The sequence below is a fragment of the Shinella sp. H4-D48 genome, assembly GCF_022637395.1.
GTDB lineage: Bacteria > Pseudomonadota > Alphaproteobacteria > Rhizobiales > Rhizobiaceae > Shinella > Shinella sedimenti.
Map to the genome: position 1 here is coordinate 998,615 of NZ_CP093337.1, position 24,162 is coordinate 1,022,776.

Annotated in this window: 25 protein-coding genes; 11 read left to right on the forward strand and 14 right to left on the reverse strand. The window is 64.4% G+C overall.

From position 1 onward, the window contains the following. The first annotated feature begins 150 nt into the window (after positions 1–150). Both leuA and MNR02_RS04755 read left to right on the forward strand, forming a co-directional pair. Positions 151–1,857: a 2-isopropylmalate synthase gene (gene leuA / locus MNR02_RS04750; protein WP_241597986.1), complete on the forward strand. Its 1,707-nt coding sequence runs from the start codon at positions 151–153 to the stop codon at positions 1,855–1,857. A gap of 134 nt (positions 1,858–1,991) precedes the next feature. Continuing rightward, entirely contained in the window at positions 1,992–2,465 is a 474-nt protein-coding gene (locus MNR02_RS04755) for a VOC family protein (RefSeq protein WP_241948274.1), read from the forward strand. Between the two features lie 65 nt (positions 2,466–2,530). Here the strand turns inward: MNR02_RS04755 and MNR02_RS04760 are convergent, their stop codons facing one another. From MNR02_RS04760 to MNR02_RS04775, 4 genes are all read right to left on the reverse strand, one after another. Beyond that, positions 2,531–3,391 carry an anti-sigma factor gene (locus MNR02_RS04760; RefSeq protein ID WP_241948275.1) on the reverse strand — a complete coding sequence of 287 codons (861 nt, stop codon included), beginning with the start codon at positions 3,389–3,391 and terminating at the stop codon, positions 2,531–2,533. Continuing rightward, positions 3,391–3,909 (reverse strand): RNA polymerase sigma factor, encoded by a 519-nt coding sequence (locus MNR02_RS04765; RefSeq protein WP_160869739.1) that lies wholly within the window; start codon positions 3,907–3,909, stop codon positions 3,391–3,393. The genes MNR02_RS04760 and MNR02_RS04765 overlap by 1 nt, the downstream gene beginning before the upstream one ends. A 192-nt stretch (positions 3,910–4,101) precedes the next feature. Further along, a complete protein-coding gene (locus MNR02_RS04770) occupies positions 4,102–4,704 on the reverse strand; it encodes a hypothetical protein (protein WP_241597993.1) in 603 nt (200 codons plus the stop codon). A 129-nt stretch (positions 4,705–4,833) separates the two neighbouring features. Continuing rightward, positions 4,834–5,736, reverse strand: coding sequence for a metallophosphoesterase (locus MNR02_RS04775; RefSeq protein WP_241948276.1), 903 nt, complete (start codon positions 5,734–5,736; stop codon positions 4,834–4,836). Positions 5,737–5,845: 109 nt separating this feature from the next. On the opposite strand from MNR02_RS04775, the gene MNR02_RS04780 reads away from it, so the two are divergent. Beyond that, positions 5,846–6,343, forward strand: coding sequence for an NUDIX domain-containing protein (locus MNR02_RS04780; protein ID WP_241948277.1), 498 nt, complete (start codon positions 5,846–5,848; stop codon positions 6,341–6,343). Position 6,344: 1 nt separating this feature from the next. Here MNR02_RS04780 and MNR02_RS04785 read toward each other — a convergent pair whose 3' ends face one another. Beyond that, complete coding sequence (locus tag MNR02_RS04785; protein ID WP_241948278.1) at positions 6,345–7,331, reverse strand: glutathione S-transferase family protein; 987 nt, start codon at positions 7,329–7,331, stop codon at positions 6,345–6,347. A gap of 291 nt (positions 7,332–7,622) precedes the next feature. Here MNR02_RS04785 and MNR02_RS04790 point away from each other — a divergent pair, with 291 nt between their 5' ends. Beyond that, a complete protein-coding gene (locus MNR02_RS04790; protein WP_371746731.1) occupies positions 7,623–8,123 on the forward strand; it encodes a GNAT family N-acetyltransferase in 501 nt (166 codons plus the stop codon). 17 nt (positions 8,124–8,140) lie between these two features. Here MNR02_RS04790 and MNR02_RS04795 read toward each other — a convergent pair whose 3' ends face one another. From MNR02_RS04795 to MNR02_RS04815, 5 genes are all read right to left on the reverse strand, one after another. After that, positions 8,141–8,677, reverse strand: a complete 537-nt coding sequence (locus tag MNR02_RS04795) for a glyoxalase superfamily protein (RefSeq protein ID WP_241948280.1) — start codon at positions 8,675–8,677, stop codon at positions 8,141–8,143. 194 nt (positions 8,678–8,871) lie between these two features. Then, positions 8,872–10,944, reverse strand: a complete 2,073-nt coding sequence (locus MNR02_RS04800; protein WP_241948281.1) for a hypothetical protein — start codon at positions 10,942–10,944, stop codon at positions 8,872–8,874. Between the two features lies 1 nt (position 10,945). After that, a complete protein-coding gene (locus MNR02_RS04805) occupies positions 10,946–13,756 on the reverse strand; it encodes a DUF4159 domain-containing protein (protein WP_241948282.1) in 2,811 nt (936 codons plus the stop codon). Next, positions 13,753–14,670 carry a DUF58 domain-containing protein gene (locus MNR02_RS04810; RefSeq protein WP_241948283.1) on the reverse strand — a complete coding sequence of 306 codons (918 nt, stop codon included), beginning with the start codon at positions 14,668–14,670 and terminating at the stop codon, positions 13,753–13,755. Before MNR02_RS04810 ends, MNR02_RS04805 begins: the two co-directional genes overlap by 4 nt. A 13-nt stretch (positions 14,671–14,683) precedes the next feature. Beyond that, entirely contained in the window at positions 14,684–15,697 is a 1,014-nt protein-coding gene (locus tag MNR02_RS04815; protein WP_134647000.1) for a MoxR family ATPase, read from the reverse strand. A gap of 192 nt (positions 15,698–15,889) precedes the next feature. Here MNR02_RS04815 and MNR02_RS04820 point away from each other — a divergent pair, with 192 nt between their 5' ends. From MNR02_RS04820 to MNR02_RS04830, 3 genes are read left to right on the forward strand one after another with little or no spacing between them, the layout of a single operon-like run. Then, positions 15,890–16,507 carry a DUF1285 domain-containing protein gene (locus MNR02_RS04820; protein WP_241948284.1) on the forward strand — a complete coding sequence of 206 codons (618 nt, stop codon included), beginning with the start codon at positions 15,890–15,892 and terminating at the stop codon, positions 16,505–16,507. Then, positions 16,504–17,136: a CoA pyrophosphatase gene (locus MNR02_RS04825; RefSeq protein ID WP_241948285.1), complete on the forward strand. Its 633-nt coding sequence runs from the start codon at positions 16,504–16,506 to the stop codon at positions 17,134–17,136. The genes MNR02_RS04820 and MNR02_RS04825 overlap by 4 nt, the downstream gene beginning before the upstream one ends. Continuing rightward, positions 17,133–18,392: a CCA tRNA nucleotidyltransferase gene (locus tag MNR02_RS04830; protein WP_241948286.1), complete on the forward strand. Its 1,260-nt coding sequence runs from the start codon at positions 17,133–17,135 to the stop codon at positions 18,390–18,392. The genes MNR02_RS04825 and MNR02_RS04830 overlap by 4 nt, the downstream gene beginning before the upstream one ends. Before the next feature lie 25 nt (positions 18,393–18,417). Here the strand turns inward: MNR02_RS04830 and MNR02_RS04835 are convergent, their stop codons facing one another. The 3 genes from MNR02_RS04835 to hemF all read right to left on the reverse strand — a co-directional run bounded on the left by MNR02_RS04835 (position 18,418) and on the right by hemF (position 19,980). Further along, positions 18,418–18,609 carry a DUF1059 domain-containing protein gene (locus MNR02_RS04835; RefSeq protein ID WP_241598018.1) on the reverse strand — a complete coding sequence of 64 codons (192 nt, stop codon included), beginning with the start codon at positions 18,607–18,609 and terminating at the stop codon, positions 18,418–18,420. A 97-nt stretch (positions 18,610–18,706) separates the two neighbouring features. Then, complete coding sequence (locus MNR02_RS04840; RefSeq protein ID WP_241948287.1) at positions 18,707–18,958, reverse strand: hypothetical protein; 252 nt, start codon at positions 18,956–18,958, stop codon at positions 18,707–18,709. A gap of 110 nt (positions 18,959–19,068) precedes the next feature. Continuing rightward, positions 19,069–19,980: an oxygen-dependent coproporphyrinogen oxidase gene (gene hemF, locus MNR02_RS04845; protein WP_241598022.1), complete on the reverse strand. Its 912-nt coding sequence runs from the start codon at positions 19,978–19,980 to the stop codon at positions 19,069–19,071. 171 nt (positions 19,981–20,151) lie between these two features. Between hemF and MNR02_RS04850 the strand changes: the two genes are divergently transcribed. Both MNR02_RS04850 and MNR02_RS04855 read left to right on the forward strand, forming a co-directional pair. Continuing rightward, the gene (locus tag MNR02_RS04850) at positions 20,152–20,409 is read left to right on the forward strand and encodes a hypothetical protein (protein WP_241598024.1); all 258 of its coding nucleotides are present in this window, start codon (positions 20,152–20,154) and stop codon (positions 20,407–20,409) included. Between the two features lie 133 nt (positions 20,410–20,542). After that, positions 20,543–21,823 (forward strand): hemolysin family protein, encoded by a 1,281-nt coding sequence (locus MNR02_RS04855; RefSeq protein ID WP_241598025.1) that lies wholly within the window; start codon positions 20,543–20,545, stop codon positions 21,821–21,823. Here MNR02_RS04855 and soxR read toward each other — a convergent pair. Then, positions 21,820–22,287 (reverse strand): redox-sensitive transcriptional activator SoxR, encoded by a 468-nt coding sequence (gene soxR, locus MNR02_RS04860; RefSeq protein ID WP_370879904.1) that lies wholly within the window; start codon positions 22,285–22,287, stop codon positions 21,820–21,822. The two genes, MNR02_RS04855 and soxR, sit on opposite strands and share 4 nt — an antisense overlap. 72 nt (positions 22,288–22,359) lie before the next feature. Here soxR and MNR02_RS04865 point away from each other — a divergent pair, with 72 nt between their 5' ends. Continuing rightward, entirely contained in the window at positions 22,360–22,932 is a 573-nt protein-coding gene (locus tag MNR02_RS04865) for an NADPH-dependent FMN reductase (RefSeq protein WP_241948288.1), read from the forward strand. After that, positions 22,929–24,161: an MFS transporter gene (locus MNR02_RS04870; RefSeq protein WP_241948289.1), complete on the forward strand. Its 1,233-nt coding sequence runs from the start codon at positions 22,929–22,931 to the stop codon at positions 24,159–24,161. The genes MNR02_RS04865 and MNR02_RS04870 overlap by 4 nt, the downstream gene beginning before the upstream one ends. Position 24,162 lies beyond the last annotated feature (1 nt).

Here is a 24,162-nt window from a genome sequence, read left to right on the forward strand (position 1 = left end):
TTCTGGCCGCTCATGGCCAGCATTCGCCATCGCAAAATGCGCATAGTCCTTGCTACAGCGGCCTTTGCACGTCATGAAATGACGTGCGGCATTGTGGAGCTTGCGCTAAGACGCTTTGCCGAATGCCGGGACGACGAAGAGACGAAGACGATGATTTTGAAGACCCATACACCCAAGCAGGGCATGCCCGAAGCCGCCGCCAAGTATCAGCCCTATCCTGTCATCAACATTCCCGACCGCACCTGGCCAGGCAAGGTGATCGACAAGGCGCCGATCTGGTGCTCGGTAGACCTGCGCGACGGCAATCAGTCGCTGGTCAACCCGATGGGCCACGACCGCAAGGCCCGCATGTTCCAGCTGTTGCTGGACATGGGCTTCAAGGAAATCGAGATCGGTTTCCCATCGGCATCGCAGACCGACTTCGATTTCGCCCGCTGGTGTGTCGAGCAGGGCAATGTTCCGCAGGACGTTTCGTTGCAGGTTCTGGTGCAGTGCCGCCCGGAACTGATCACCCGCACCTTCGAGGCGCTGGACGGCGCGCATAATCCGATCATCCATTTCTACAATTCGACGAGCGAATTGCAGCGCCGCGTGGTGTTTGCCAAGGATGTGCCCGGTATCAAGCAGATCGCCACCGACGCCGCCAAGATGATCACCGACATGGCTGCGAAGGCCGGCGGCGGCTACCGTTTCGAATATTCGCCGGAAAGCTTCACCGGCACCGAGCTGGAAGTGGCGCTGGAGATCTGCAACGCGGTCGTCGAGATCGTGAAGCCGACGGCCGACAACAAGCTGATCCTCAACCTGCCGTCCACCGTCGAGATGGCGACGCCGAACATCTATGCCGACCAGATCGAGTGGATGTGCCGCAACATCGACAACCGCGAGAACGTCATCATTTCTCTGCATCCGCACAACGATCGCGGCACGGGCATCGCCGCCACCGAACTCGCCTTGATGGCCGGCGCGGACCGCGTCGAGGGCACACTGTTCGGCAATGGCGAGCGCACCGGCAATGTCGACGTGGTGACGCTGGCGCTCAACATGTACACGCAGGGCGTCGATCCCAAGCTGGACTGCTCCGACATCGAGCGCATCAAGGCGGTCTACGAGTATTCCAACGAGATGGCCATTCCCGAGCGCCACCCCTATGTCGGTGAACTGGTCTATACGGCCTTTTCCGGCTCGCACCAGGACGCCATCAACAAGGGCATGAAGGCCATCAAGAAGGCCAACAAGCCATTGTGGGAAGTGCCTTACCTGCCGATCGACCCGCAGGATGTCGGCCGTTCCTACGAGGCGATCATCCGCATCAACTCGCAATCCGGCAAGGGCGGCATCGCCTATATCCTGCAGGAAGACTACGGCATCAACCTGCCGCGCAACCTGCAGGTGGAGTTCCGCGACGAGATCCAGCGCATCACCGACGAGGAGGGCGTTGAGCTGCCGGCAAAGCGCATCCACGAAGAGTTCATGCGCACCTATGTCACGCAGCCCGACACGCGCCTGCGCTTCGTCGATCATCACACCTATCCCGATACGAGCGGCAAGGGCGCGCGCATCGTTGCGGCCGAGATCACCGACGGCGGCGAAACGAAGCGCATCGAGGGCAAGGGCACCGGCCCGATCGACGGCTTCATCCATGCGCTGTCGATCTATCTCGGCATAGACATGTCGGTTGCCGACTATTCCGAACACTCGCTCCAGCAGGGCTCGAACGCTGCGGCCATCGCGTATGTCGAGGTCGTGCATCCCGGCGGCAAGCTGTTCGGTGTCGGCATCAACACCAATATCGTGACCGCCTCGCTCGAGGCGATCGTGTCCGCTGCCAACCGGGTGCTTGCAACACGCGGCTGATCGGCTGGCAAGAAACTGCAAAGGCCCGGCAATCGTATTGCCGGGCTTTTTGTTTTCGGGACGTGTCGGCCTGGCCGGGCGTTGTTCGTCTTCTAGGTATCGTTCAACGAAACCACGGAAGAAAGGAACATGTCATGGCAAAGAACACGATCTGTATCTGGTACGACAAGGATGCCGAGGAGGCCGCACGCTTCTATGCGCAAACCTTTCCCGACAGCGCCGTCGGCGCCATTACACGGGCACCTGGCGACTATCCCAGCGGCAAGGAAGGGGAGGTGATCGTGGTCGCCTTCACTGTGGCGGGCGTTGCGTGCATCGGCCTCAACGGCGGCCCGGTCTTCAAGCACAACGAGGCTTTCTCCTTCCAGATTTCCACCGAGGATCAGGAAGAGACCGACCGGTACTGGAACGCCATCGTCGGTAACGGCGGGCAGGAAAGCGAATGCGGCTGGTGCAAGGACCGCTGGGGCATTTCCTGGCAGATCACGCCGCGTGTGCTGACCGAGGCGCTTGCCGTCGGCGGTGCGGAAGCCAAGCGTGCCTTCAGCGCGATGATGACGATGAAGAAGATCGACGTGGCGGCGATCGAAGCGGCCCGGCGCGGCTGAAGCCGGAGCGTTTCCATCCGGCGCCGGATTGGTTCCGCGTCGGACGATTCGGCAGAACGAAAAACTCAGATCGTCGTGGAGACAGCTTCGGCGATACGTTCGAGATCAGGGTCGGCGGATGGACCGACGACCACGAAGGAAGCGTCGCCCTTCTGCCAGGAGATCAGGCCGACATCGTTGCGCATGCTCTCCACCATCGCCGTGGTGCCCTCGACCGGGTCGCTTTTCAGGAAACAGATTGCGAAGATCTCGTTTTCAGCGTCCCGGTAGAGCAACTGGGCCGTCGGCTTGCCGTTGGCCACCAGCAGGCGCGCGCCCTCGAAGGTCAGCTTTTGAGCCGTCAGGTCGGGCACGGTGAAGGTCACGCCGGTGCTGGCCGAGAGCCACTCCGCGATATGGTCCTTCTCGCTTGCCGGCACTTCCACGAGATGGCGTGCCTGCCGCGCATAGATGCGATGATAGTCCGCGACATCGTCGAGCCAGGTGCGGGCGGGCGCGAACTCGTTTGCGGCGGACTGGAACGAAGTCTGCTTCTGCTCTGAAATGAGGTAGCCCACGGCGCCGCCGGCGAGAAAGATCACCAGCGAGGCGGCAAGCGCCTGCGGCCAGAAGGCGCTGCGGCGCGGGGCGCGGGTGTCCGAAATCGGGATGGCGGCAAAACCGAGCGATGACGAAGAATCATCTTGATCGCCGCGGACGTCCTTGATGTTGCGCACCAGATCGAGCGGGATCGGCTCCTGCAGCATCCTCTCGAAGGCGCGGGCACCGAACTCGCTGCCGAGCTTGAGCTTTTCGTAGACGGCGCGCGCGGCGGCGTCGTCGGCGAGGATCGCGTCGATCTCCGCCACTTCGTCTGCCGGCAACTGGCCGTCGAGATAGGCTGACAGACGGACTTCCAACGGGAGACCCTGCGTACTTCCAACCATCAGGCCCTCCTTTCCGTCTGCTCGGAGATCATGGCCGAAAGCCTGATGCGCGCCGCCGAAAGACGGCTCATCACGGTGCCGATCGGTATGCCGAGAATATCGGCTGCTTCGCGGTAGCTGTGGCCTTCGACATTCACCAGCAGGAAGACGCTGGACAGACCTTCGGGCATTGTCATGATCAACTTGTGCAACTGCTTGGCATAGACCGCCTTGTCGGCCGACGCTTCGATATGCAGGCTATCCTGCTCGGCCACATCTACGGTGCCGGACCCTGTGCGGACCTTTCGCTTGCGGATTTCGTCCACCCAGAGATTGCGCGTCATTGCATAAACCCAGCTTTCGAGCCGGCCTTCACCGTTCCAGAGATGGCACCGCGTGATCGCTCTTTCGCACGCCTCCTGCACGAGATCGTCTGCATCGCTGCCGTTGCGCGTCAGCGTCATGGCGAAACGACGCAGCTTCGGCAGCAAATTGACCAGTTCTCGCCGGAACTCATTCGATTCAGCCGTCGGACGCATTGCTTTTCCAGGGAAACGTTTGGGAACATGGCTCTATTCGCCGTCGCGACGACGGCGAATGCCTGATATGAAACATTCTTCCACTGGTCTGCAAGCATGAACGGCACCCGGATGCGCAGTTTCCCGCGTTCCCGTCAGGATTGATCGTCGGTTTCCGGCGTCTTCACGTCCCGAGGAACGCAGGCACCGATGTCAATAGGTGGTGCGTTCGCCGCCGAGCGACTGCAGGAGCGCGCGATAGGCCCAGGTGTTTTCACCGCCGCGGTCGCGAATCTCGACAAGCTGCACGCGGGCACCCTCCACATCCCCCTGCTCGAGCAGCGCCTGGCCCATATAGGAGCGGGCGAGAATGTAGTTCTCGTCCTTCTGGAGGGCACGCTTGTAGTAGGTCATGCCGAGCTGCATGTTGCCGAGCTTGCGGGTGTTGTAGCCCATGTAGTTGAGAATGCGGGGATCCTCCTGGTCATAGGCGGCGCGCAGCGCACGAAGCGCATTCTCGTGCTGGCCGGCATAGGCGAATTCGCGGGCGGCTTCATAGAGCTTGTCGTCGATGAGGCGCTCGCTCTTCTTCTGTTCCTCTGCCGTCGGCTTCTTTTCCGCGGGCTTCAGGTCCTCCGGCGCGATGCATTCCTTCTTCTCGTCGCTCCAGATCTTTCCGTCGGTGCACGTCGTCGTGGTTTCGGTGGCGACGGGGGGCGTGGTTGTATCGGACTCCGCGGCCCGCGCGGACGAGAAGGCCGTCAGCGAGACGGCGGCGCACAGCGAAAGCAGCAGTTTATGGCGGTAAATGGTCATGGTTCCCTCCGAACGTGTCCACTGCCGGGCGCTGGCCGTCAGGGAAGCGGGCCCGTCCGATGTCGTTGCATCCGGCGGGGCTGTCCAAGAAATCATGACGGGTCAATGGTGTGATTTATTCGGACGCGTCTAGAATTTTGTCGTTTCCGCTAGCGCCAGACTTTGTGCGTCCGGCGTCAGCGCGTAGCGTTCGCGCACGACGTTCCAATCGCCCGGGGAACCGGAGATCGAGAAGAGATTGTAGCCCGCCGGCGGCTTGTGACCGCCCGGCCCCTGCGAGGCCGACGCGATACCGACGACCGGCACGGGCTTCGTCTGGCCGGCCAGCCAGTGCACGGTGTCGAGATGGGTATGGCCGTGCAGCACGAGCTCGGCCCCGCCGCTGGTGATGGTTGCGGCAAAGCGGCGGATGCCGATCATGCGCTTGTGGAAGGCGGTCGCGCCGCGGATGGGCGGGTGGTGGATGAGCACGACGCGGAACAGGCCGGCTTCGCCCGCCGCCCGCAGCATGTTCACGGTCTCGCGGGCCTGCCGCCTGCCGAAGTAGCCGGATGCCGAAAAGGGTGGCGTCGCGACGGCCGTCGAGCAGCCGATGATGGCCACAGGCCCGCGCACGCGCAGATAGGGGAAGACATGCCTGTCCTCCTGCCATTCGACCGGGGCGGCATCGCCGCGCATATAGGGATACCAGGCGCGCGTCGATTTTTCGTAGGCGCCGCGCACATAGGCGTCGTGATTGCCCGGCACGACCGAGACGTTTTCCGGTCGGCCCGCCTCGGCGAGCCAGTGGCGGACGGCCGCGATCTCCAGCCGCGAGGCGAGGTTCACGAGGTCGCCGGTGATCGCCAGATGATCGGGCGCCTGCCGTTCGATATCGTCGAGCACGAGGTCGAGCGTGTTGGTGAAGAGATGCCTGCGGCGATTGCGATGCCAGTTGACGAAGCCCGTGATACGCTTGGAAAACAGTTCCACGAAGGTGAGGGCGGGCAGCGGCCCGAGATGGACATCCGAGATATGGGCAAGTCTGAACATACCCTTCCTTAGAGCATAAGGCCGTTAAGGGAAACGCAAGGCGTGGATATTCGGCGCTTCGCGATCACGCAGGCTTGATTTGGGAAGGGCCTTGCTGCGAAGTGCCGGTATGGAACAGGACACGCTGCCCGATTTTCCGACGCGAAGCCTTGTTGCGCGGCTCCTGACATGGGTGCTGCACCGCTACTTCGCATGGTCACGCGGCATGACGATGGGGGTGCGGGCGGCCTGTTTCGATGCCGAGGGCCGCGTTTTCCTCGTGCGCCACAGCTACGTGCCCGGCTGGCATCTGCCCGGCGGCGGGATCGAGCGCGGCGAGACCGCGCTTCAGGCGCTGGCCAAGGAGATGCGGGAGGAGGGCAACCTTCAAATCGGCGCTGCGCCACAGCTACTCCACGTCTATTTCAATCGCCGGACCAGCAAGCGCGACCACGTGCTGTTCTACCGCTGCGACGGCGTGATCCAAACCGCTCCGCGCCTCAAGGACCGCGAGATCGTCGAGGCAGGTTTCTTTAGCCTCGACGCGCTGCCGGCCAGAACGACCGAGGCCACCCGCCGGCGGCTGGAGGAAATCGCCGGCCGGTCGCCTTTCGCGGATATCTGGTAGGTCAGGCCGCCTTCAGCTTCTCCCGGCCGTGCGGCGAGGTCAGGTCGAGGGACGGGCCGACCGGGACGATGCCCGTCGGGTTGATCATGGTGTGGGAGCGGTAATAGTGCTCCTTGATGTGGCGCATGTTGACGGTCTCGGCCACGCCCGGCACCTGATAAAGCTCGCGCAGGTAGCCGTCGAGATTGGGATAGTCCGCGATACGACGGATGTTGCACTTGAAGTGGCCTACATAGACAGGATCGAAGCGCACCAGCGTCGTGAAGAGCCGCCAGTCGGCCTCCGTGATGCGGTCGCCCGTCAGGTAACGGTTCTTTCCGAGCCGGTCCTCTAGGCTATCGAGCGTTTCGAACAGCGTGGTGACGCTGCCTTCATAGGCGTCCTGGGTGGTCGCGAAGCCGGCCTTGTAGACGCCGTTGTTGACGGTGTCATAGATCCGGTCGTTCAGCGCGTCGATTTCGCTGCGCAGGTTTTCCGGGTAGAAATCGTCGGTCGAACCGGTCAGGTGGTCGAAGGCGGAGTTGAACATGCGGATGATCTCGGCGGATTCGTTTGAGACCATGCGATTCTGCTTCTTGTCCCACAGGACCGGGACGGTGACGCGGCCCGAATAGTGAGGATCGGCCTCGAGATAGACCTCGTAGAGTGCGGAGGCGCCGAACAGAGGATCAAGCGTGCCGCCGTTCTCTCCCTTGAACTCCCAGCCCTTCGACAGCATCAGCGGATCGACGACGGAAACGGTGATAAGGTCTTCCAGCTTCTTGAGTGCACGGAAGATCAGCGTGCGGTGGGCCCAGGGGCAAGCCAGGGAGACGTAGAGGTGATAGCGGTCGGCCTCTGCCGCAAAGCCGCCTTCGCCGCTGGGGCCCGGCGCGCCATCCGGCGTGATCCAGTTGCGGAACTGCGAAACGGAGCGCTTGAAATGACCCTTTGTGGCCTTCGTGTCATACCAGACGTCGTGCCAGACGCCGTCAACCAGCATGCCCATGATCTTCTCCTTCTGATCGGCCCGGCGGCCGTGAACTTGGGATCATAGATAGCGTATCGGTCCGGACTGGATAGGCGCAATTTCGTGAACAGTGCGTTTTGCCCTTTGACGGAAGCAAATTTTCTGCTATCCGCGCAGACAAGCACCGGCACTCAAGCCGGCGAGGAAGACGAACGCATGTTCCATACGGGAAACCCACGACGACGCTGATGCCCATGCTGCGCCCCCTTCGGCGGCGGCGCGATAACCCGCATCCCTAAGCTTCGTATCCGGTTCCCTATCGCCATGAACATGCTCAAGCACAATCTCGTCTACCTGACGGAAGATGTCTCCCACGACGCCGCCATCGAACTCATCAACGAAGAAGCCTTCGGTCCCGGCCGGCATGTGCGCGCTGCTGCGCGCATCCGCGAGCAGGGCCCGCACGACCTGTCGCTCTCCTTCGTCTGCACGGATGACGGCGAGACGATCGCCTCGGTGCGCATGACCCCGGTTTGGGCCGGCGGCGTGAAGGGCCATCTGCTCGGTCCGCTCGCCGTGCGGCCCTCGCACAAGAACCAGGGCATCGGCCGCGAACTGCTGCGCATCGCCTGCGCTTCTGCCCGGCGGAAGGGCTCCGAAGCCGTTATCCTGGTCGGCGATCCGCCATATTACGGCCCGCTCGGCTTCGAAAAGGTTGCGTGGAATGCGCTGTCCTTCCCCGGTCCCGTCGATCCTGCCCGCGTGCTTGTCATGCCCTTTGCCGAGGATACGCATGAGCGGCTGAAGGGCGTGATCGCCTGGCGGGGGTGAGGGGTTTCTCGACGCCCTCAGTCCTTTGCTTCCATGAAGTGGATGCGGTTCTGGAACGGATCGATGACGGTCACTTCAAGCCGCGAGCCTTCGTCCTCCAGCCCCGGCTTCATGTAGCGATAGTTCTTGTCGATCAGCTCTTTCTGGAAGGCACGGATGCTTTTCATGTAGACGACCATGTTGCCGCCGGGCGAGGCATCGCCCGCATGTTCGGACAGATGCAGCCTGAGATTGCCGCGCGAGACCTGCGTATAGAGCGGGAAATTGTCGCCGTATCGATGCTCCCAGTCGACGGAAAAACCCAGAAAACCGAGATAGAATTCATGCGCCTTCGCCACATCGAAGATGCGCACGATCGGCACGGCCTGTTCGAAGGCGATGCCGCCCTCCATCGGCTTTGTCTCGATCTTCGCGGAAAGAATGTTCCAGGCCTCCACGCCGAACTGGCGGGCGACGATTTCGAGCGCTTCGCTGTGAGTTATCTCGATATTGCGGGCGGCCAGTGTTTCCCGCATGGCTTTCGCCATGGCCTTGGCATCGCGAAAATCGCGCATGTCCGTTCCTCATCTCCCGGCGAAGTCCCCGTCAGTGCCCGCATTGCCGACGCCTTCGCCCAACGATGAACGGTGGAGAAAGGTTCTGATGGAGGCGTTCGCCATGCCTTCAGGAAAGGCGCGGGTCTGCCGGCCGCCTCCGGCCGTGCGGGAAGACTAGCCCAAGCGACGGCGGCCCGCCAGCGCTTTTCGCGCTAGCGGCCTTCGCGGTACCACATCGCGGAGAAGGCAAGCAGCAGCAGGCCGACACCGGCAAAGCCGGCGAACAAGGGCAGGGAATTGATGCCCTTCAGGACGGTCTCGTCCGTCATGCGCAAGGACAGGCGGCCTTCATCGACGGTGCGGACCTGCCCGGAGACCGGCAGCAGGGGCGGCAGCGAAATCGCGCCGCCTTCGGCGTCTACCAGCCGACGCACGGTGCCCCTTGTGGCGTCGGCGAGCGGCTTCAGCGTCTGCGTGGTGGAGATCGTCGCCTTGAACTCGGGCGCATCGACCGCGCCGACATGAACGAGCGCGTTGAGATCGCCGTTGGTGATTTCGTAGAGGCCGGTTTCCGTGGTCTGGACCTCGGCGCGGTAGAGGCCGGGTTCGGCTTCTGTGAGCGCGACCTGTTGCGTTGCGCCGGATGGCAGCTTGAGCGTGGCCTCTCCGGGCGCATCGCCGACGGTCTGGCGGTTGATCTGCAAGGTGCGGCCGAAGGTGCGCGCGGTCAGCGCCTCTTCCTCCAGCGCCGGTTCCTGCATCAGCCAGTGGGCGGTGCGCCGGTAGAGCGAGACATGGGGCCCGCCGCCTTCGAAGCCTCGTGCCCACAGCCAGCCCTGATCGGAGAGCAGCATGGCGACGCGGCCCTTGCCGGCGCGGTTGAGCACGAGCAGCGGCTTGCCGTCATTGGCTTCCATCACGACGTTGCCGTCCGGGCGTTGCACGTCCACGGTGCGGAACCAGCGGCCCCAGTGCGGCGGCTCGTCGTTGGCGCCTTCCAGGCCGCGCGTCACGGGATGCTTTTTACCCTGATCGGACAGCCGGGGATAGAAGGGCGTCTCGTTCATCGCGCCGGTGGGCGCCGCCGGCAGCACGACCGAGAGCGGCGTGCCGGCGATGGAATCGTTGCCGGCATGTTCGGGGCCGGCGGCGATCAGCAGGGCCCCGCCATTCTCCACATATTGCGCGATATTGTCGTAATACAGAATCGGCAGCACGCCACGGTGCTGGTAGCGGTCGAAGATGATGAGGTCGAACTCGTTGATCTTGTCCACGAACAGTTCGCGCGTCGGGAAGGCGATGAGCGACAGTTCGTTGATCGGCGTGCCGTCCTGCTTTTCCGGCGGGCGCAGGATGGTGAAATGCACGAGGTCGATCGCGGTGTCGGATTTCAACAGGTTGCGCCAGGCGCGTTCGCCGGCATGCGGCTCGCCCGATACGAGGAGCACGCGCAGGTTCTCGCGGATCCCTTCGATGACGTGGACGGCGCGGTTGTTGGCCGTCGTGATCTCGCCTTCGACCGGGGCTACCTCGAATTCGAGAATGTTGTTGCCACCGCGCGGCACGGTGAATTCGAGCGGCTGTTCTGTGCCCGGCGTGGCGTTTTCGGCGGCGATTTCGTTGCCGTTGAGGCGCACCGTGACGCGTGCCGTGCCGCCGGGCCCTGCACCGTCATCCACCACACGGAATTTCAGCTCCTGCTTTTCGCCGACGATGCCGAAGCGCGGGGCGCTGACCACCTCGATCCGGCGGTCGAATTCGTCAGGACGGCCCGTGACGAGCGCATGCAGCGGCGCGTCGAAGCCCGTGAAGGCCGCGGCATCGGGGATATCGTGTACCTGCCCGTCGGTGATCATGATCGCGCCGCCCACCCGCGAGCGCGGCACGTCCGCGATGGCGGCATTTAGCGCGTCAAACAGGCGCGTCGAGGGCGTTTCCGACGTGCCGTCGTCGCCGGCCTCCACGATGCGCGGCTCGATGCGCGGATAGCGGGCGAAGCGCTCCTTCAGGCCCTCCAGCGCCGCATCGGTCTGGGCGGTGCGGGTTTCGTTGTCTTGGCTCTGGCTGCGGTCGACGATGACGGGGACGATGGTGGACAGCGCCTCGCGGTCCTCCTGAAGGAAGACGGGATTGGCGAGCGCCAGCACCAGAAGGGCGAGCGCCACCGCCCGGACGACGGAACCGCGCAGGCCGCGCCAGAAGCCGAGGGCTGCAAGCGCAAGCCCGACGATGCCGATGGCGGCAATCGCGATCCAGGGCAGGAAGGGGGAGAACTGAAGCGTCATGTCACTGCCCCAGCCGTTCGAGGAGGGCGGGCACATGCACCTGGTCCGCCTTGTAGTTGCCCGTCAGCATATACATCATGATGTTGACGCCGGAGCGGAAGGCGTGCTCGCGCTGCAACTCGTCCGGCGGCACCGTCGGCAGCAGTGCCATGCCGTTGGTGTCGATCGCCCAAGCACCGGCAAAATCGTTGCCGGTGATCATGATCGGCGAAACGCCGTCGCCCGCGCGCGCCGGCCGCGACGGGTCTTCTGCGCGGTCGAGTTCCGCCTCGACCCACAGAGGACTTCCGGCATAACGGCCCGGGAAATTGGCCAGCAGGTAGAAGGATTTGGTGAGCACGTGGTCGGCCGGCACGGGCTCCAGCGGCGGAATGTCGAGATTGGCGAGAATGGCCTGCAGGCGCTCCGTATTGGGGCTTGTCGCATTGCCGTCGAGGTTGATGTACTGGTCGCGCGTGTCGAACAGCACCGTGCCGCCGTTGCGCATATAGGCGTCGATGCGGCTGATCGCGGCATTGGACGGCATGGAGGCCGTGGCGCTGACCGGCCAGTATATGATCGGGTAGAGCGCCAGCTCGTCCTTCTCGATGTCGATGCCGGCAGGCTCGCCGGGCTCCAGTGTGGTGCGGTAAGTCAGGAATTCAGTCAGGCCGGCCAAACCGCGTTCGGAGATGCGGTCCACTTCGCTTTCGCCGGTGACGACATAGGCCAGATGCGTTGTGTCGAGCCGTGAGAGAATGGTCTCGTCTCCGGGCTTGCTGTCGGCCGCATGGCCTTGCTGCGGCATTGCCATCAGGGCGCCGGCGAAGAGGGCGAGGAGCACGGCGGCGGTCGTACCGCGGCGTGGCACGCGACGGGCGGCAGCGGCAAAGGCGCCGCCTATCAGAAGCACGATGGCGCAATCGAGGATCAGCAGCAGGGCCGCGAGCGTGAAGAGATAGGGTTTCAGCGACCAGGTCTCCTTGCCGGCAAGCGGCTCGCGCAGGATGCTTGCGCCTTCGGGAACGACAAGCGGGCGAATGGTGTGCTCCGGCGGGAAGAGGTTGTGCGCGACATAGCCGTCCTCCGAACCGTAGAGGCCGGGGGGATTGTCGAAGCTCGCCACGACCTTAGAACCATCGCCGGCCGCGAGCGGTTTGGCCTCGCCGGTTGCCGCGGCAAGCGTGCCGTTTGCGGTCATCAGGCGATAGGGGGGCAGGCCCGTGGTTGCCTGGCCGCCTTCGGCCGAGACGCCGCCGCCGCGGGAAAGCTGCACGGTACGCCGGAGCATTTCCACGAAATCGCCCGACAACGGCAGGTTCGACCATCCCGTTTCTGCACTGATGTGGAAAAGCACGATGCGGCCGGAGCCGAGCGGGCCCGTTGTGACCAGCGGCGTGCCATCGGCAAGGCTCGCCCAGGTGCGTTCGGCGAGGTCGGGCGTCGGTTCGGCAAGGACCTGCCGCTTGATCAGGATGTCCTGCGGCGCACGCATGCCGAAGAACGGGCTGTTGGACGGATAGGCCGACAGCGGCTGCGGCTCGGACCAGGACAGCGCGCCGCCAAGCGCGCGTTCGCCTTTGCGCAGCACCACGGGCACGAGCGGATCGTCGCCCGGGGCGGCCGCAAGGCGCGGACCGGCGAAGCGGATGAGCATGCCGCCGGCTTCGATCCAGCGCTGGACCTCGCTCTGTACATCCTCTGGCAGGCGGCCGATATCGGCCATGATCAGGACCGACGGATTCTGCTCGAGAATCTGGGGAATGGCGATAGAAAGGTCCGCCACGTTCGGTTCAATGAGATCGGCATAGGGCGCAAGCGCACGGTTGATATAGTGCAGCGGCGACAGCAGCGGCTGGCTCGCATCCACCACCTCGCCGGACAGGAAGGCGACGCGGCGTCGGCGGAAGCCGTCATCGAGCAGATAGGCGCCGCCGGCATTGGCGAGGCCGTCGATGCTGATGCGGGCAAAGTCGTTGCGCAGCTCGAAGGGGGCCGTGATGGTGCCGGTCGTCGTCGTCGCGCCCGCCGCGAAGCTCGCGGTCCCGGTAGCGATAGGGCGGCTGCGCGAATCATAAGCCGTCAGCGGCAGGCTGCGTGCCGGGCCGCCATCGAGGCGGGTGAGGGCGACGGTCAATGCATCCGCGCCATTCACCGCGGCGGTAATGGCGACAGCCGCCGCACCGTCGCCCTCGATCAGGCGCAGATCGGCGGGCGAGAGCCCTTGCAGGGCGGCAACGGTTTCGTCCGTCTCGCCGCCGGCCATGCCGTCGCTGATGAAGGCGAGCGTGCCGGGCGCAGCACCATCGAGCGCGGTGCGCAGCGAGGCGATCGCGGCGGTGCGGTCGGCGAGCAACGGGCGCGGCTCGGCGGCGGCAAGGCGCGTGCGCGCGGTCGCGGCATCGACCGGCACCGCATCATGCTGGCGTTCGGCGGTCAGCACCAGCGCGATCGGCACGTTCCGGCTTTCCGCATCATCGATCAGCGTGGTGGCCGTGTCGACACGGCTTTGCCAGTCGGTGGCCGAGGCCCAGGTGTTGTCGACGACGAGCGCGAGCGGGCCGCTCGATGCCAGTGTGTTGGTGCGCGGATTGAAGACGGGGTCGGCGATGGCAAAGACAACGGCGGCGGCCATGAGCATGCGCAGCAGCGTCAGCCACCAGGGGCTTTGCGCCGGCGTCTCCTCGCGCTTGAGGATCGAGGCGAGGATGGCGAATGGCGGAAAAACCTCGGCCTGCGGCTTGGGCGGCGTGAGGCGCAGCAGCCACCAGATGACGGGCAGCAGAACCAGCGTGGTCAGCACGGCGGGAAAGGCGAAAGCGAAGGCACTCATCGGCCGCGCTCCGCCCGCATCGCCGGCATGCCGGAGAGATACATGTGCACGGCGACCAGCGCTTCGGAGGCGAGACGGTCCGTTCGGTGCGGCACGAAGCTCCAGCCGAGATGGCGCAGGCTTTCGGCCAGCGTTTCGCGTCGCGCGACATAGGCGCGGGCATAGTCGTCCTTCAGCGTCTCGGCGCGGCCGGCGGTGATCTTTTGCCCGCTTTCGGGGTCGGTGAATTCGGTGCGGCCGGTATACGGGAAGGTCTCTTCTGCCGGGTCGGCGACCTCAATGACATGACCCTTGAGGCCGCGACGGGCCAGCGGGCCGAGGCGCGCCATGACGTCTTGGACCGGATCAAGGAAATCGCCGATCAGCACGACATCGCTGCTGCCGCGGATCATGCCGGTGTCCGGCAGGCCGCCGGTGGCGGGGTTGTGCATGAGGGCGGTGGCGAGGCGCTCGGCGGCATTGCGCGCTGCGATCGGCTCCATGATTCCAGGGCAGCCGATACGTTCGCCCGAGCGCGCGAGGATTTCGGCCAGCGCCAGCATGATGACGAGCGCGCGGCTCTCCTTGGAGACCGTGCCGAAAGTCGACTTGTACATCATCGAGGGGGAGAGATCGGCCCAGACCCAGACGGTGTGGGCGGCTTCCCATTCGCGGTCACGCACATAGGTATGATCGTCACGGGCCGAGCGTCGCCAGTCGATGCGCGACAGGCTTTCGCCATCGACATAGGGGCGGAACTGCCAGAAATTCTCGCCGATACCGCGCTTGCGGCGGCCGTGCCAGCCGGCGATCACCGTATTGGCGAGGCGCTGGGCCTCTACCATGCAATCGGGAATGAGGGCGGCGCGCGCCTGCGCCCGCGAAAGCACGTCGCGGGTCGGTGTTGGCTCGACGATCTGCCCGACGGAGGCCATGCGCTTTCTCCGCTCAGCCGCCCGCCTGCCGGACGAGATCGGCAATCACATCACGAACCGACATGCCTTCGGCGCGGGCTGCGAAGGTCAGTGCCATGCGGTGCTGGAGCACGGGTTCGGCCAGCGCCAGCACATCGTCAACCGAGGGCGCAAGGCGACCCTCGTAGAGCGCGCGGGCGCGGGCGCACAGCATCATCGCCTGTCCGGCGCGCGGGCCTGGGCCCCAGGCGACATGCTTGTCGGTCGAGGCGATGCCATTGCCGGGGCGGGCTGAACGCACAAGCGAGAGGATCGCGTCGAGCACTTTCTCGCTCACCGGCATCTGGCGGATGAGGGTCTGGATCTCCACCAGCCGTTCGGCCGAGATGGCGGCTTCGGCCCGCGTCTCGCTGACGCCGGTCGTCTCGAGTAGGATCTGCCGCTCGGCGGCAAGCTCGGGATAGTCGACATCGACCTGCAGCAGGAAGCGGTCGAGCTGCGCCTCGGGCAGGGGATAGGTGCCCTCCTGTTCCAGCGGGTTCTGGGTCGCCAGAACGTGGAAGGGCTTCGGCAGGTCGTTGCGGGCGCCGGCCACCGTCACATGATATTCCTGCATGGCCTGGAGCAGGGCGGACTGGGTACGTGGCGAGGCACGGTTGATTTCGTCAGCCATCAGGAGCTGGGTGAAGATCGGGCCGGGCACGAAGCGGAAGGAGCGTTTTCCGTTTTCGTCCTGGTCCATGACTTCCGAGCCGAGAATATCCGACGGCATGAGGTCAGGCGTGAACTGGATGCGGCTGGAGGCAAGGCCGAGCACGGTGCCGAGCGTCACGACGAGCTTCGTCTTGGCGAGGCCCGGCACGCCGACGAGCAGCGCATGACCGCCGGAGAGCACGGCGAGCATGGTCTGCTCGACCACGCTTTCCTGGCCGAAGATCACCTTGGAGACTTCCTTGCGGATGACGGCGATATCCGAAAGGGCCCGTTCGGCCGCCGCGATCACCGCCTTTTCGTCCAGGCCTGCCTCGTGGGAATTCTGAACGCCCATGCTCATCTCCAGTGCCGGTAATGAATGACCTGCGAATCGTGGTCATGCCGCGTCCGCGTCCTACATAAAGACCTTATTAGCGCAGCCGTGGCTGACAAGCGGCCACGAAATGACTATCTCGTGAGTGTATCCACCCTTTCCTCGCGGGAAGAACGGTCTCTTGCGGAGATAGGGGTGAACCGGGACGGAACAATGGCAACAGGTGAAATTCGCGAAAGCACGGATGCGGCGGGACTGGCCGCCCTGATCGCGCGCGCCGGCGCGGAGACGGGCGGACGAGGCCTGCCGCCGGTCGAGCGCTGGAACCCGCCGTTCTGTGGCGACATCGACATGGAAATCCGTGCCGACGGTACCTGGTTCTACCTGGGAACGCCGATCGGCCGTGCACCGCTGGTGCGCCTTTTCTCCACGGTCCTGCGCAAGGACGAGGACGGCCGGACCTATCTGGTGACGCCGGTCGAGAAGGTCGGCATCCGCGTCGTCGATGCGCCGTTTCTGGCAGTGGAGATGAATGCGAGCGGCGTGGGCGCGGCGCAGACGCTCACCTTCCGCACCAATGTCGGCGACGTTGTCGAGGTCGGGCCGGAGCATCCGCTGCGTTTCGTTATCGCGGGCGAAAACAGCGAGCTGAAGCCCTATCTCCTCGTGCGCGGCCGGCTGGAGGCGCTCGTCTCGCGCGCCGTGATGTACGATCTGGTGGCGCTTGGCGAAACCATCGCGATCGACGGCGTCGACATGTTTGCGGTGCGCTCGGGCGGCATGGTCTTTCCCGTCATGCCGGCTGCCGAGCTGGATGCACTTTCGCGATGAGTTCTACGCCTTACAGTGCTGCGGAGTTCCGCCGCCGTGCCGTCGCGCAGATGCGCAGCATCGGTGACGAGACCTGGCGCGAGCATGGCGACAGCCTGCTCAACCCCGCCGTCATTCCCCATCTGGAAGGCATGAAGCTGCGCTATGCGGCGGTGCTGATCCCCGTCGTCGACGATGGCGAGGAGGCGCGGGTGATCTTCACCCAGCGGACGGCGACGCTGCGCAAGCATTCCGGCCAGATCGCTTTTCCGGGCGGAGCCGTGGATGACGAGGATGCGGACGTAGAGGCGGCCGCCCTGCGCGAGGCGGAGGAGGAAATCAGCCTCGACCGCCGTTTCGTGGAGCCGGTCGGGCGCCTGCCGCAATACAAGGCTTTGTCGGGTTTCTCCATCACGCCTGTTCTGGCGGTGGTGCAGCCGGGCTTCGAGCTCATTCCCAATCCGTCGGAAGTCGACAAGGTCTTCGACGTGCCGCTGTCCTTCCTGATGGACCCGCGCAATCACGCGCAGGGCAGCGGCGTCTGGCTCGGCAGCGAACGGCATTATTATCGCATGCCCTATGAGGGGCATAACATCTGGGGCATCACCGCCGGCATCGTGCGGGTGATCTATGAAAGGCTTTATGCATGACGTCTGTTGCGGGCGAGGCGTGGTTTTCCGATCCGGCGCTCGGGCAGGTGCTTTCGCTGCTGAACAACGAGGGCGGCGAGGCGCGGGTGGCGGGCGGCGCGGTGCGCAACAGCCTGATGGGCCTGGCTGTCGCGGATATAGACATCGCCACGACATTGCCGCCGCAGGGCGTGGTGGAGCGGGCGAAGGCCGCTGATATCAAGGCGGTGCCGACCGGCATCGAGCACGGTACGGTCACGCTCGTCATCGGCGGCAAACCGTTCGAGGTGACGACACTGCGCCGCGACGTGGCGACAGACGGACGCCGCGCGGAAGTCGCGTTCGGCACCGACTGGCAGACCGATGCGGAGCGGCGCGACCTGACCATCAACGCGCTTTACGCGACACAGGACGGTACGGTGATCGACCTCGTGAACGGTCTGCCGGATATCGAAAGCCGCACGGTGCGCTTCATCGGCGACGCAGCGACGCGCATCGACGAGGATCATCTGCGCATCCTGCGCTTTTTCCGATTTTTCGCGCTCTACGGCCGCGGCCGACCGGATGCCGAGGGGCTGAAGGCCTGTGCGCGGGCAAAGGACAAGCTTGGGCGGCTGTCGGCCGAGCGGGTCTGGTCCGAGACGAAGAAACTTCTGGCTGCTCCTGATCCGGGCCGCGCGCTGCTGTGGATGCGGCAGGCTGGCGTGCTGACCGAAATCCTGCCTGAGACGGAGAAATGGGGCATCGACGCGGTCCCCGGGCTCATCGAGGCCGAGAAAGCCTTCGGCTGGCAGCCGGATGCGCTGCTCAGGCTGGCGGCCATCGTGCCGCCGGATCGTGAGCGGCTGAAGGCGCTTGCCGAGCGGTTGCGCCTCTCCAAGGCGGAGGCCGCTGTTCTCGATGGCTGGGCGGCCGCACCCGAGATTGCGCCGAAACTGGCGGAAACCGCCTTTGACCGGCTGCTCTACCGTAACGGTCCGAAAGGACTTTCAATGCGGTTGAGGCTTGCGCTCGCTTCGGCCCGCGCACGTGGACTTGGCGATGCGGATGTACTTGCTTTCGCCGGGCTCTGCCAGCGTTTGCTGGCGCGCGCTGAAAAATGGCAGAAGCCAACTTTCCCGCTGACGGGAGCAGATGTGCTTGCCGCTGGTGTTTCGGCTGGGCCGGCGGTGGGCACGATTTTGGAGCGTATCGAGGAAGAATGGGTGGGGGGTAATTTCCATGATGACCGGGCAAGGCTGCTTGCCCGGCTTAAGGCGCTCGCCGGGGAGGGCTGACCCTCCCGTCATCCCGCTTCAGCCGTCAGGCGGCGTCGGCGGTCTTTTCGTCGACGATGCGCTGCTTGATGTTTTCCACCATGTTTTCGCGGATCGTGGTTTCGCCATGGGCTGTACGCATGTGCTCCACGGCGCGGCGCACGACTTCAGCGTCGTCGCTGGCGCGTGTGTGCCAGTCGCATCCCGGGACAAGTGAACCGCATTCAAAAAGTCTCATGACTATCTCCTGTCGTTTCAACGGGGGCAGTTTAGCAGACATGGCCCCGAGAGCCAAATCCGCAGAGCCGGTCAGGGTTCCACCCGACGCTTCGAAATCAGCTGTTGTGACCTGCCTTCGCCCAGGCGTCGAAGCAGGCGGACGTCTCCGGCTTGCCCGGCTTGGCAGTCTGGCTGGGCATATGATGCACGGTCCCGCCGGCAAGGCGCATCCGCGCTTCGGCGACGAAATAGTCATGCGGAAGATCGACGCCACTTTCGGCGCGCATGGTTTCGGCAAAACGATTGATAAAGTCGACGGACTGCGGGTCGTTGCCCGACTGCAATCCGTTCTTTGCGGCATTGCTCATGACTGTCTCCTCCACGAGTACCTCAATAGAGGTAGTGTACCACGCAAAAGGATCAAGCCCCGTTCACAACACCGCTAGGGAGCATATCGGGGAGGTCCGGAGGCCAGACGTCAGGGCCAGCGAACCACGGGCGGAAGCGACGACAGGATGGAATCGACATTGCCGCCGGTCTTCAGACCAAACAGCGTGCCGCGGTCATAAAGCAGGTTGAATTCGACATAGCGGCCGCGACGCACGAGCTGTTCGTCGCGGTCCTCTTCCGTCCAGCCCTTGTTGAAATTGGAGCGCACGATGCGGGGATAGACCATGGCGAAGGCGCGGCCGACATCCTGCGTGAAGGCGAAATCCGCATCCCAGCCGCCGAGTTCTTCCGGCGAATGCAGCCAGTCATAGAAGATGCCTCCGGTGCCGCGCGGCTCGTTGCGGTGCTTCAGGAAAAAGTACTCGTCGCACCACTCCTTGAATTTTGCGTGATCGGCCACCGCATGGCGGTTGCAGGTGATCTCCATCGCCTTGTGGAACAGGGCGGTGTCCGGGTCGCTCATCACCCGACGACGGTCCAGCACGGGCGTCAGGTCCGCGCCGCCGCCGAACCAGCGGCTGGTGGTGACGACCATGCGCGTGTTCATGTGCACGGCCGGGACATTGGGATTGACCGGATGGGCGATCAGCGAAATGCCCGAGGCCCAGAAGCTAGGGTCCTCATCCGCGCCGGGGATCTGCCCGCGGAATTCGGGGGAGAATTCGCCATAGACGGTGGATGTATGGACGCCGACCTTCTCGAAGACGCGGCCTTCCATCATCGACATGCGGCCGCCGCCACCTTCGCCACCCTCGCGCAGCCAGTCCTTGGCCACGAAGCGGCCGGGCTGCATGTCCGACAGCGGACCTTCCAGCTCGTTCTCGATGGCTTCGAAGCTCGCGCAGATCGCGTCGCGCAGATGCTCGAACCATGCGCGGGCAGCGGCCTTCTTGTCTTCGATGTCTTCGGGCAGGCCTTTCGGCAGGTTTGGTCGTTCCATGATGTTTCCCGCTGACGGCCGCGCCGCCGAATCGCATTTCGGTCACACTCCTTAACTTTGCACCATTTGGCAACAAAGCGGGGCATTTCCGCTGGGGACGGCGGGACTCGCAAAACGGGCAGATCCGGCCTATATTGAGCGTATAGAATGTGCTGCCAGGAGGAAACCTGCATGGCGCGTGTTCCAGGACCGCCGCCCCTCGACGGGCTCCGTCGCCACATCGAGCGCAGCCGGCTCGCGAAAGGTGCGACCGGAGGGCATTTCGTGCGCGAGACCTTCTGCATGGAGCGTCAGGACGCCCGTGAGAAGGCCCGCGAGTGGTTCGACCAATGGCCGAAGGCGGCCTACTGGACAGAAGTGGAAAGCTGGCGCGCGCTGGACGGCGACCGCATCGAGTTCACCATGCGCCGGTTGCCGAGCGCCGATTGAGGCACTGCTGCAGGACGTGATGAAGCGCCATATGTGCAAGCTCGATTGACGGCGGAGCGCGGCCCCCCTATTTTACCGCCATTGTCATCAACAGAAAGGCGCCGTTGCGGTTCTCAAGCACGGCTCATAGTCCTTGTTCGAACTCGCGATTGCCGTCTTCCTTATCCTCTTCAACGGGGTTTTTGCCCTTTCCGAACTTTCCATCGTTTCCGCTCGCAAGCCCCGCCTGAAAACCATGGCGGCGCAGGGCGTGCGCGGCGCAGCTACGGCGCTGCGACTGGCCGAAGACCCCGGTAAGTTCCTCTCCACCGTCCAGATCGGCATCACGCTTATCGGCATTCTCGCCGGTGCGTTCTCGGGTGCGGCGCTCGGCGGCCGCCTGCGTAACATCCTTGCCGCCGAGGGCGTGCCTGACTGGCTGGCCGACCCGCTGGGCTACGGTATCGTCATCTTCATCATCACCTATCTGTCCGTCGTCGTCGGCGAGTTGGTGCCCAAGCAGATCGCGCTGCGCAATCCCGAGCGTTTCGCCTCGATGGTTGCGCCCTCCATGTCGCTTCTGTCCAAGATCGGCGCGCCTGCCGTCTGGGCGCTCGATGCCTCGACGCGCCTTATCTTCCGTCTCATGGGCCAGCATGCGGCCTCCGAAACGGTCGTGACGGACGAGGAGATCAGGACCATCGTGGCCGAGGCGGAAGCCGCCGGCGTCATCGAGGGCGGCGAAAAGCTGATGATCGCCGGCGTCATGCGCTTTTCCGACCGCGAGGCGCGCGGCCTCATGACGCCGCGCAACGATGTGGACTGGATCGATCTTGGCGACACGGTCGAGGAAATTCACCAGCAGCTCGTTGAGAGCCAGCATTCGCGCCTGCCGGTCGCCGATGGCGGACCGGAAACCATCGTCGGGGTGGTACAAAAGCGCGAGCTGCTTTCTGCCCTGCTGAGCGGCCAACCGCTCGACATCCGCTCCTTCGTTCGTCCCGCGCCGATCGTACCGGATACGATGGATGCGATGCGCGTTCTCGATACGCTGCGCAATTCGGAAGTGCCGATCCTGCTCATCCACGACGAGTACGGCCACTTCGAGGGCGTCATCACTCCCGCCGACGTGCTGGAGGCGATTGCCGGCGTGTTCCGCTCCGATATCGAGGAGGGGGACGACGAATATGCCGTTCAGCGCGACGACGGTTCGTGGCTCATTTCCGGCGCCATGCCGATCGATGAAATGGCCGATCGGCTCGGTCTGTCGCTGCCGGCGCGCCGCAGCTACCAGACAGCCGCCGGTCTCGTCATCGAATCGCTGCAGAAGCTCCCGAAGACCGGCGAGGTCACCGAAACCCAGGGCTGGCGCTTCGAGGTCGTCGATATGGACGGCCGCCGCGTCGACAAGCTCCTGGTCACGCGCCTCGACTAAGGGACATCGGGCTCGAGCAGTCTCGGGCCCGGGCCTTCGGCGCCTAGCGTATCGAGCGGGTTGCGCAGCGGGCATTCCTGCATCGAAAGACATCCGCAGCCGATGCAGCCGTCGAGCTGGTTGCGCAGCCGCGTCAGCCGCGCGATGCGCTCGTCGAGCTTGCCGCGCCAGGTCTTTGAGAGCGCGTTCCAGTCCTTTACAGTCAGCGGCCTGTCATGGGGAAGCACGGACAGTGCTTCGGCAATCTCGGCAAGTGGTATGCCGGTGCGCTGCGCAACCTTGATCACTGCGACACGCCGCAGGATGCTGCGGGGGTAGCGCCGCTGGTTGCCGCGATTGCGCTGGCTGTGGATGAGCCCCTTCTCTTCGTAGAAATGCAGGGTCGACACCGCCACCCCGCTGCGTTCGGCAACCTCGCCGACGCTGAGTTCCCGGGACATCGCGCCGTTGGGACATTTTTCCATCATGGTGTTGACCTCAGGTTTAGTTGAGGTTTTATACCACGGGCTCCCAGTTTTCAACGGAGCCCCAAACACATGACAACACGACTGACCATCGCCCTTATCTATGGCAGCGGCCGCGAGGGTCGTTTCGCCGATACGGTCGCGGGATGGCTGGAACCGGAGCTCGCCAGCTTCTCTCAATATGATATCGTCCGTATCGATGCGGCGGAGCTTGCCTTCACACCCGGCGGTCTCGACGAAGCGTCGGCGGCGCTGGTGGAAAGCCGCATTTCGCAGGCGGATGCCTTCCTCATCGTGACGCCCGAATATAACCACGCCTATCCCGCAGCACTGAAGGCAATCATCGACAGCTCCTTCAGGCCGTGGCACGCCAAGCCTGTCGCCTTCGTGTGCTACGGCGGCGTCTCGGGCGGTCTGCGCGCTGTCGAGCAGTTGCGGCTGGTCTTTGCGGAGCTGCATGCGGTGACGATCCGCGAAACGGTGAGCCTCGCCCATGCCTGGACGCAGTTCGACCCCGCCGGCAATCCGTTCCGTCCCGGCATATTGAACGGCCAGCTCGCCGTGCTGATGTCGCGTCTTGCCTGGTGGGCGCATGCCCTGAAGGCGGCGCGGATCGCAACGCGTTATGACGAGGTGGCGGCATGAGACCGGCCGATTATGCGACCGCAGAGGTTGCGCGCTCGCCCCAGGATTATCGCCGCAACGCAACGATGCTGATGATCAGCACGCTCACCATCATGTCGGGCGCAACGATTTCCGCCTCCCTGCCGGGCATCGCCGCGCGTTTTGCCGATGTCGACAATGTGGCGCTGCTCAGCCGGCTGGTGCTGACACTGCCGGCGGCGTTCATCGCGTTGTTTTCGCCGGCCGCCGGCTTTGTGGTCGACCGCTTCGGCCGCAAGCCGCTTCTGCTCGCTTCGCTTGTCCTCTTTACACTGGCCGGCGCGTCGGGGCTGTTTGCCGATACCCTGCCGGGACTGCTGGTAGGGCGGGCCGTGCTTGGCATTGCGATCGGCGGCATCATGACGGCGACGACGGCGCTTGTCGGCGATTTCTTCCAGGGAGCTGCGCGCGATCGCTACATGGGTTTGCAGCAGGCCTTTGTGGGGATCGGCGGCACGATCTTCCTCACGGGCGGCGGCTTCCTGGCGGAGGTCCACTGGCGCGGCCCCTTCCTCATCTACGCGGTGGCGATCCTGCTTTTGCCGGCGGCCATCGCGTTCCTGCCGGAGCCGCGTCGTGCACCGACGAAGGGGGTGGTCGAAGGGCAGGGCCGGCTTGGCGGGCGCGGGGTGACGCTGCTCGCCCTGCTGTTTGCAGCGGCGATCATCAACATGATCGCATTCTACATGATCCCGACGCAGTTGCCGTTCTATCTGGCGCATCTCGGCTTTGCCGCGCCCAGTCTGGCGGGCACGGCGATCGGCGCCGGCCAGCTCGTCGGCGTGATGAGTGCCCTTGCCTTTGCGCCGGTCCGGCGCCGGCTCGGCATCATGGGCGTGTTCAGCCTCGGTTTCGTTTCGGCCGGGCTTTCCTTCCTGCTGCTGTCGTATGCGCAAAGCTATGCCGGTGTGCTCCTCGCGATGGCGGTCTCCGGCGTGTGCATGGGCACGATCATGCCGAACTTCGCGGCGGCCGCGATGGTTCTGGCGCCACCCGCGCTGCGCGGCCGGATCTCCGGTCTGCTGGTCGCGAGTATCTTTGCGGGCCAGTTCCTTTCGCCTGTGGTTTCGCAGCCGCTCATTTCGGCGTCGGGTTTCGAGGCGGCGTATGCCGTCGTCGGAGCCATTGTCCTGGTCATCGGCATCGCGGCCTTCGCGGCACGGCTGCTGTGGCGGGATAACGGTGCGGTCGTCTCCGGTCGGCATGCATAGG

What these genes read in the sequence shown, in the direction of transcription:
- leuA (WP_241597986.1), top strand. Translation starts at nt 151, where the DNA reads ATGATTTTGAAGACCCATACACCCAAGCAGGGCATGCCCGAAGCCGCC.
- MNR02_RS04755 (WP_241948274.1), top strand. Translation starts at nt 1,992, where the DNA reads ATGGCAAAGAACACGATCTGTATCTGGTACGACAAGGATGCCGAGGAG.
- MNR02_RS04760 (WP_241948275.1), bottom strand. Translation starts at nt 3,391, where the DNA reads ATGGTTGGAAGTACGCAGGGTCTCCCGTTGGAAGTCCGTCTGTCAGCC.
- MNR02_RS04765 (WP_160869739.1), bottom strand. Translation starts at nt 3,909, where the DNA reads ATGCGTCCGACGGCTGAATCGAATGAGTTCCGGCGAGAACTGGTCAAT.
- MNR02_RS04770 (WP_241597993.1), bottom strand. Translation starts at nt 4,704, where the DNA reads ATGACCATTTACCGCCATAAACTGCTGCTTTCGCTGTGCGCCGCCGTC.
- MNR02_RS04775 (WP_241948276.1), bottom strand. Translation starts at nt 5,736, where the DNA reads ATGTTCAGACTTGCCCATATCTCGGATGTCCATCTCGGGCCGCTGCCC.
- MNR02_RS04780 (WP_241948277.1), top strand. Translation starts at nt 5,846, where the DNA reads ATGGAACAGGACACGCTGCCCGATTTTCCGACGCGAAGCCTTGTTGCG.
- MNR02_RS04785 (WP_241948278.1), bottom strand. Translation starts at nt 7,331, where the DNA reads ATGGGCATGCTGGTTGACGGCGTCTGGCACGACGTCTGGTATGACACG.
- MNR02_RS04790 (WP_371746731.1), top strand. Translation starts at nt 7,623, where the DNA reads ATGCTCAAGCACAATCTCGTCTACCTGACGGAAGATGTCTCCCACGAC.
- MNR02_RS04795 (WP_241948280.1), bottom strand. Translation starts at nt 8,677, where the DNA reads ATGCGCGATTTTCGCGATGCCAAGGCCATGGCGAAAGCCATGCGGGAA.
- MNR02_RS04800 (WP_241948281.1), bottom strand. Translation starts at nt 10,944, where the DNA reads ATGACGCTTCAGTTCTCCCCCTTCCTGCCCTGGATCGCGATTGCCGCC.
- MNR02_RS04805 (WP_241948282.1), bottom strand. Translation starts at nt 13,756, where the DNA reads ATGAGTGCCTTCGCTTTCGCCTTTCCCGCCGTGCTGACCACGCTGGTT.
- MNR02_RS04810 (WP_241948283.1), bottom strand. Translation starts at nt 14,670, where the DNA reads ATGGCCTCCGTCGGGCAGATCGTCGAGCCAACACCGACCCGCGACGTG.
- MNR02_RS04815 (WP_134647000.1), bottom strand. Translation starts at nt 15,697, where the DNA reads ATGGGCGTTCAGAATTCCCACGAGGCAGGCCTGGACGAAAAGGCGGTG.
- MNR02_RS04820 (WP_241948284.1), top strand. Translation starts at nt 15,890, where the DNA reads ATGGCAACAGGTGAAATTCGCGAAAGCACGGATGCGGCGGGACTGGCC.
- MNR02_RS04825 (WP_241948285.1), top strand. Translation starts at nt 16,504, where the DNA reads ATGAGTTCTACGCCTTACAGTGCTGCGGAGTTCCGCCGCCGTGCCGTC.
- MNR02_RS04830 (WP_241948286.1), top strand. Translation starts at nt 17,133, where the DNA reads ATGACGTCTGTTGCGGGCGAGGCGTGGTTTTCCGATCCGGCGCTCGGG.
- MNR02_RS04835 (WP_241598018.1), bottom strand. Translation starts at nt 18,609, where the DNA reads ATGAGACTTTTTGAATGCGGTTCACTTGTCCCGGGATGCGACTGGCAC.
- MNR02_RS04840 (WP_241948287.1), bottom strand. Translation starts at nt 18,958, where the DNA reads ATGAGCAATGCCGCAAAGAACGGATTGCAGTCGGGCAACGACCCGCAG.
- hemF (WP_241598022.1), bottom strand. Translation starts at nt 19,980, where the DNA reads ATGGAACGACCAAACCTGCCGAAAGGCCTGCCCGAAGACATCGAAGAC.
- MNR02_RS04850 (WP_241598024.1), top strand. Translation starts at nt 20,152, where the DNA reads ATGGCGCGTGTTCCAGGACCGCCGCCCCTCGACGGGCTCCGTCGCCAC.
- soxR (WP_370879904.1), bottom strand. Translation starts at nt 22,287, where the DNA reads ATGGAAAAATGTCCCAACGGCGCGATGTCCCGGGAACTCAGCGTCGGC.
- MNR02_RS04865 (WP_241948288.1), top strand. Translation starts at nt 22,360, where the DNA reads ATGACAACACGACTGACCATCGCCCTTATCTATGGCAGCGGCCGCGAG.
- MNR02_RS04870 (WP_241948289.1), top strand. Translation starts at nt 22,929, where the DNA reads ATGAGACCGGCCGATTATGCGACCGCAGAGGTTGCGCGCTCGCCCCAG.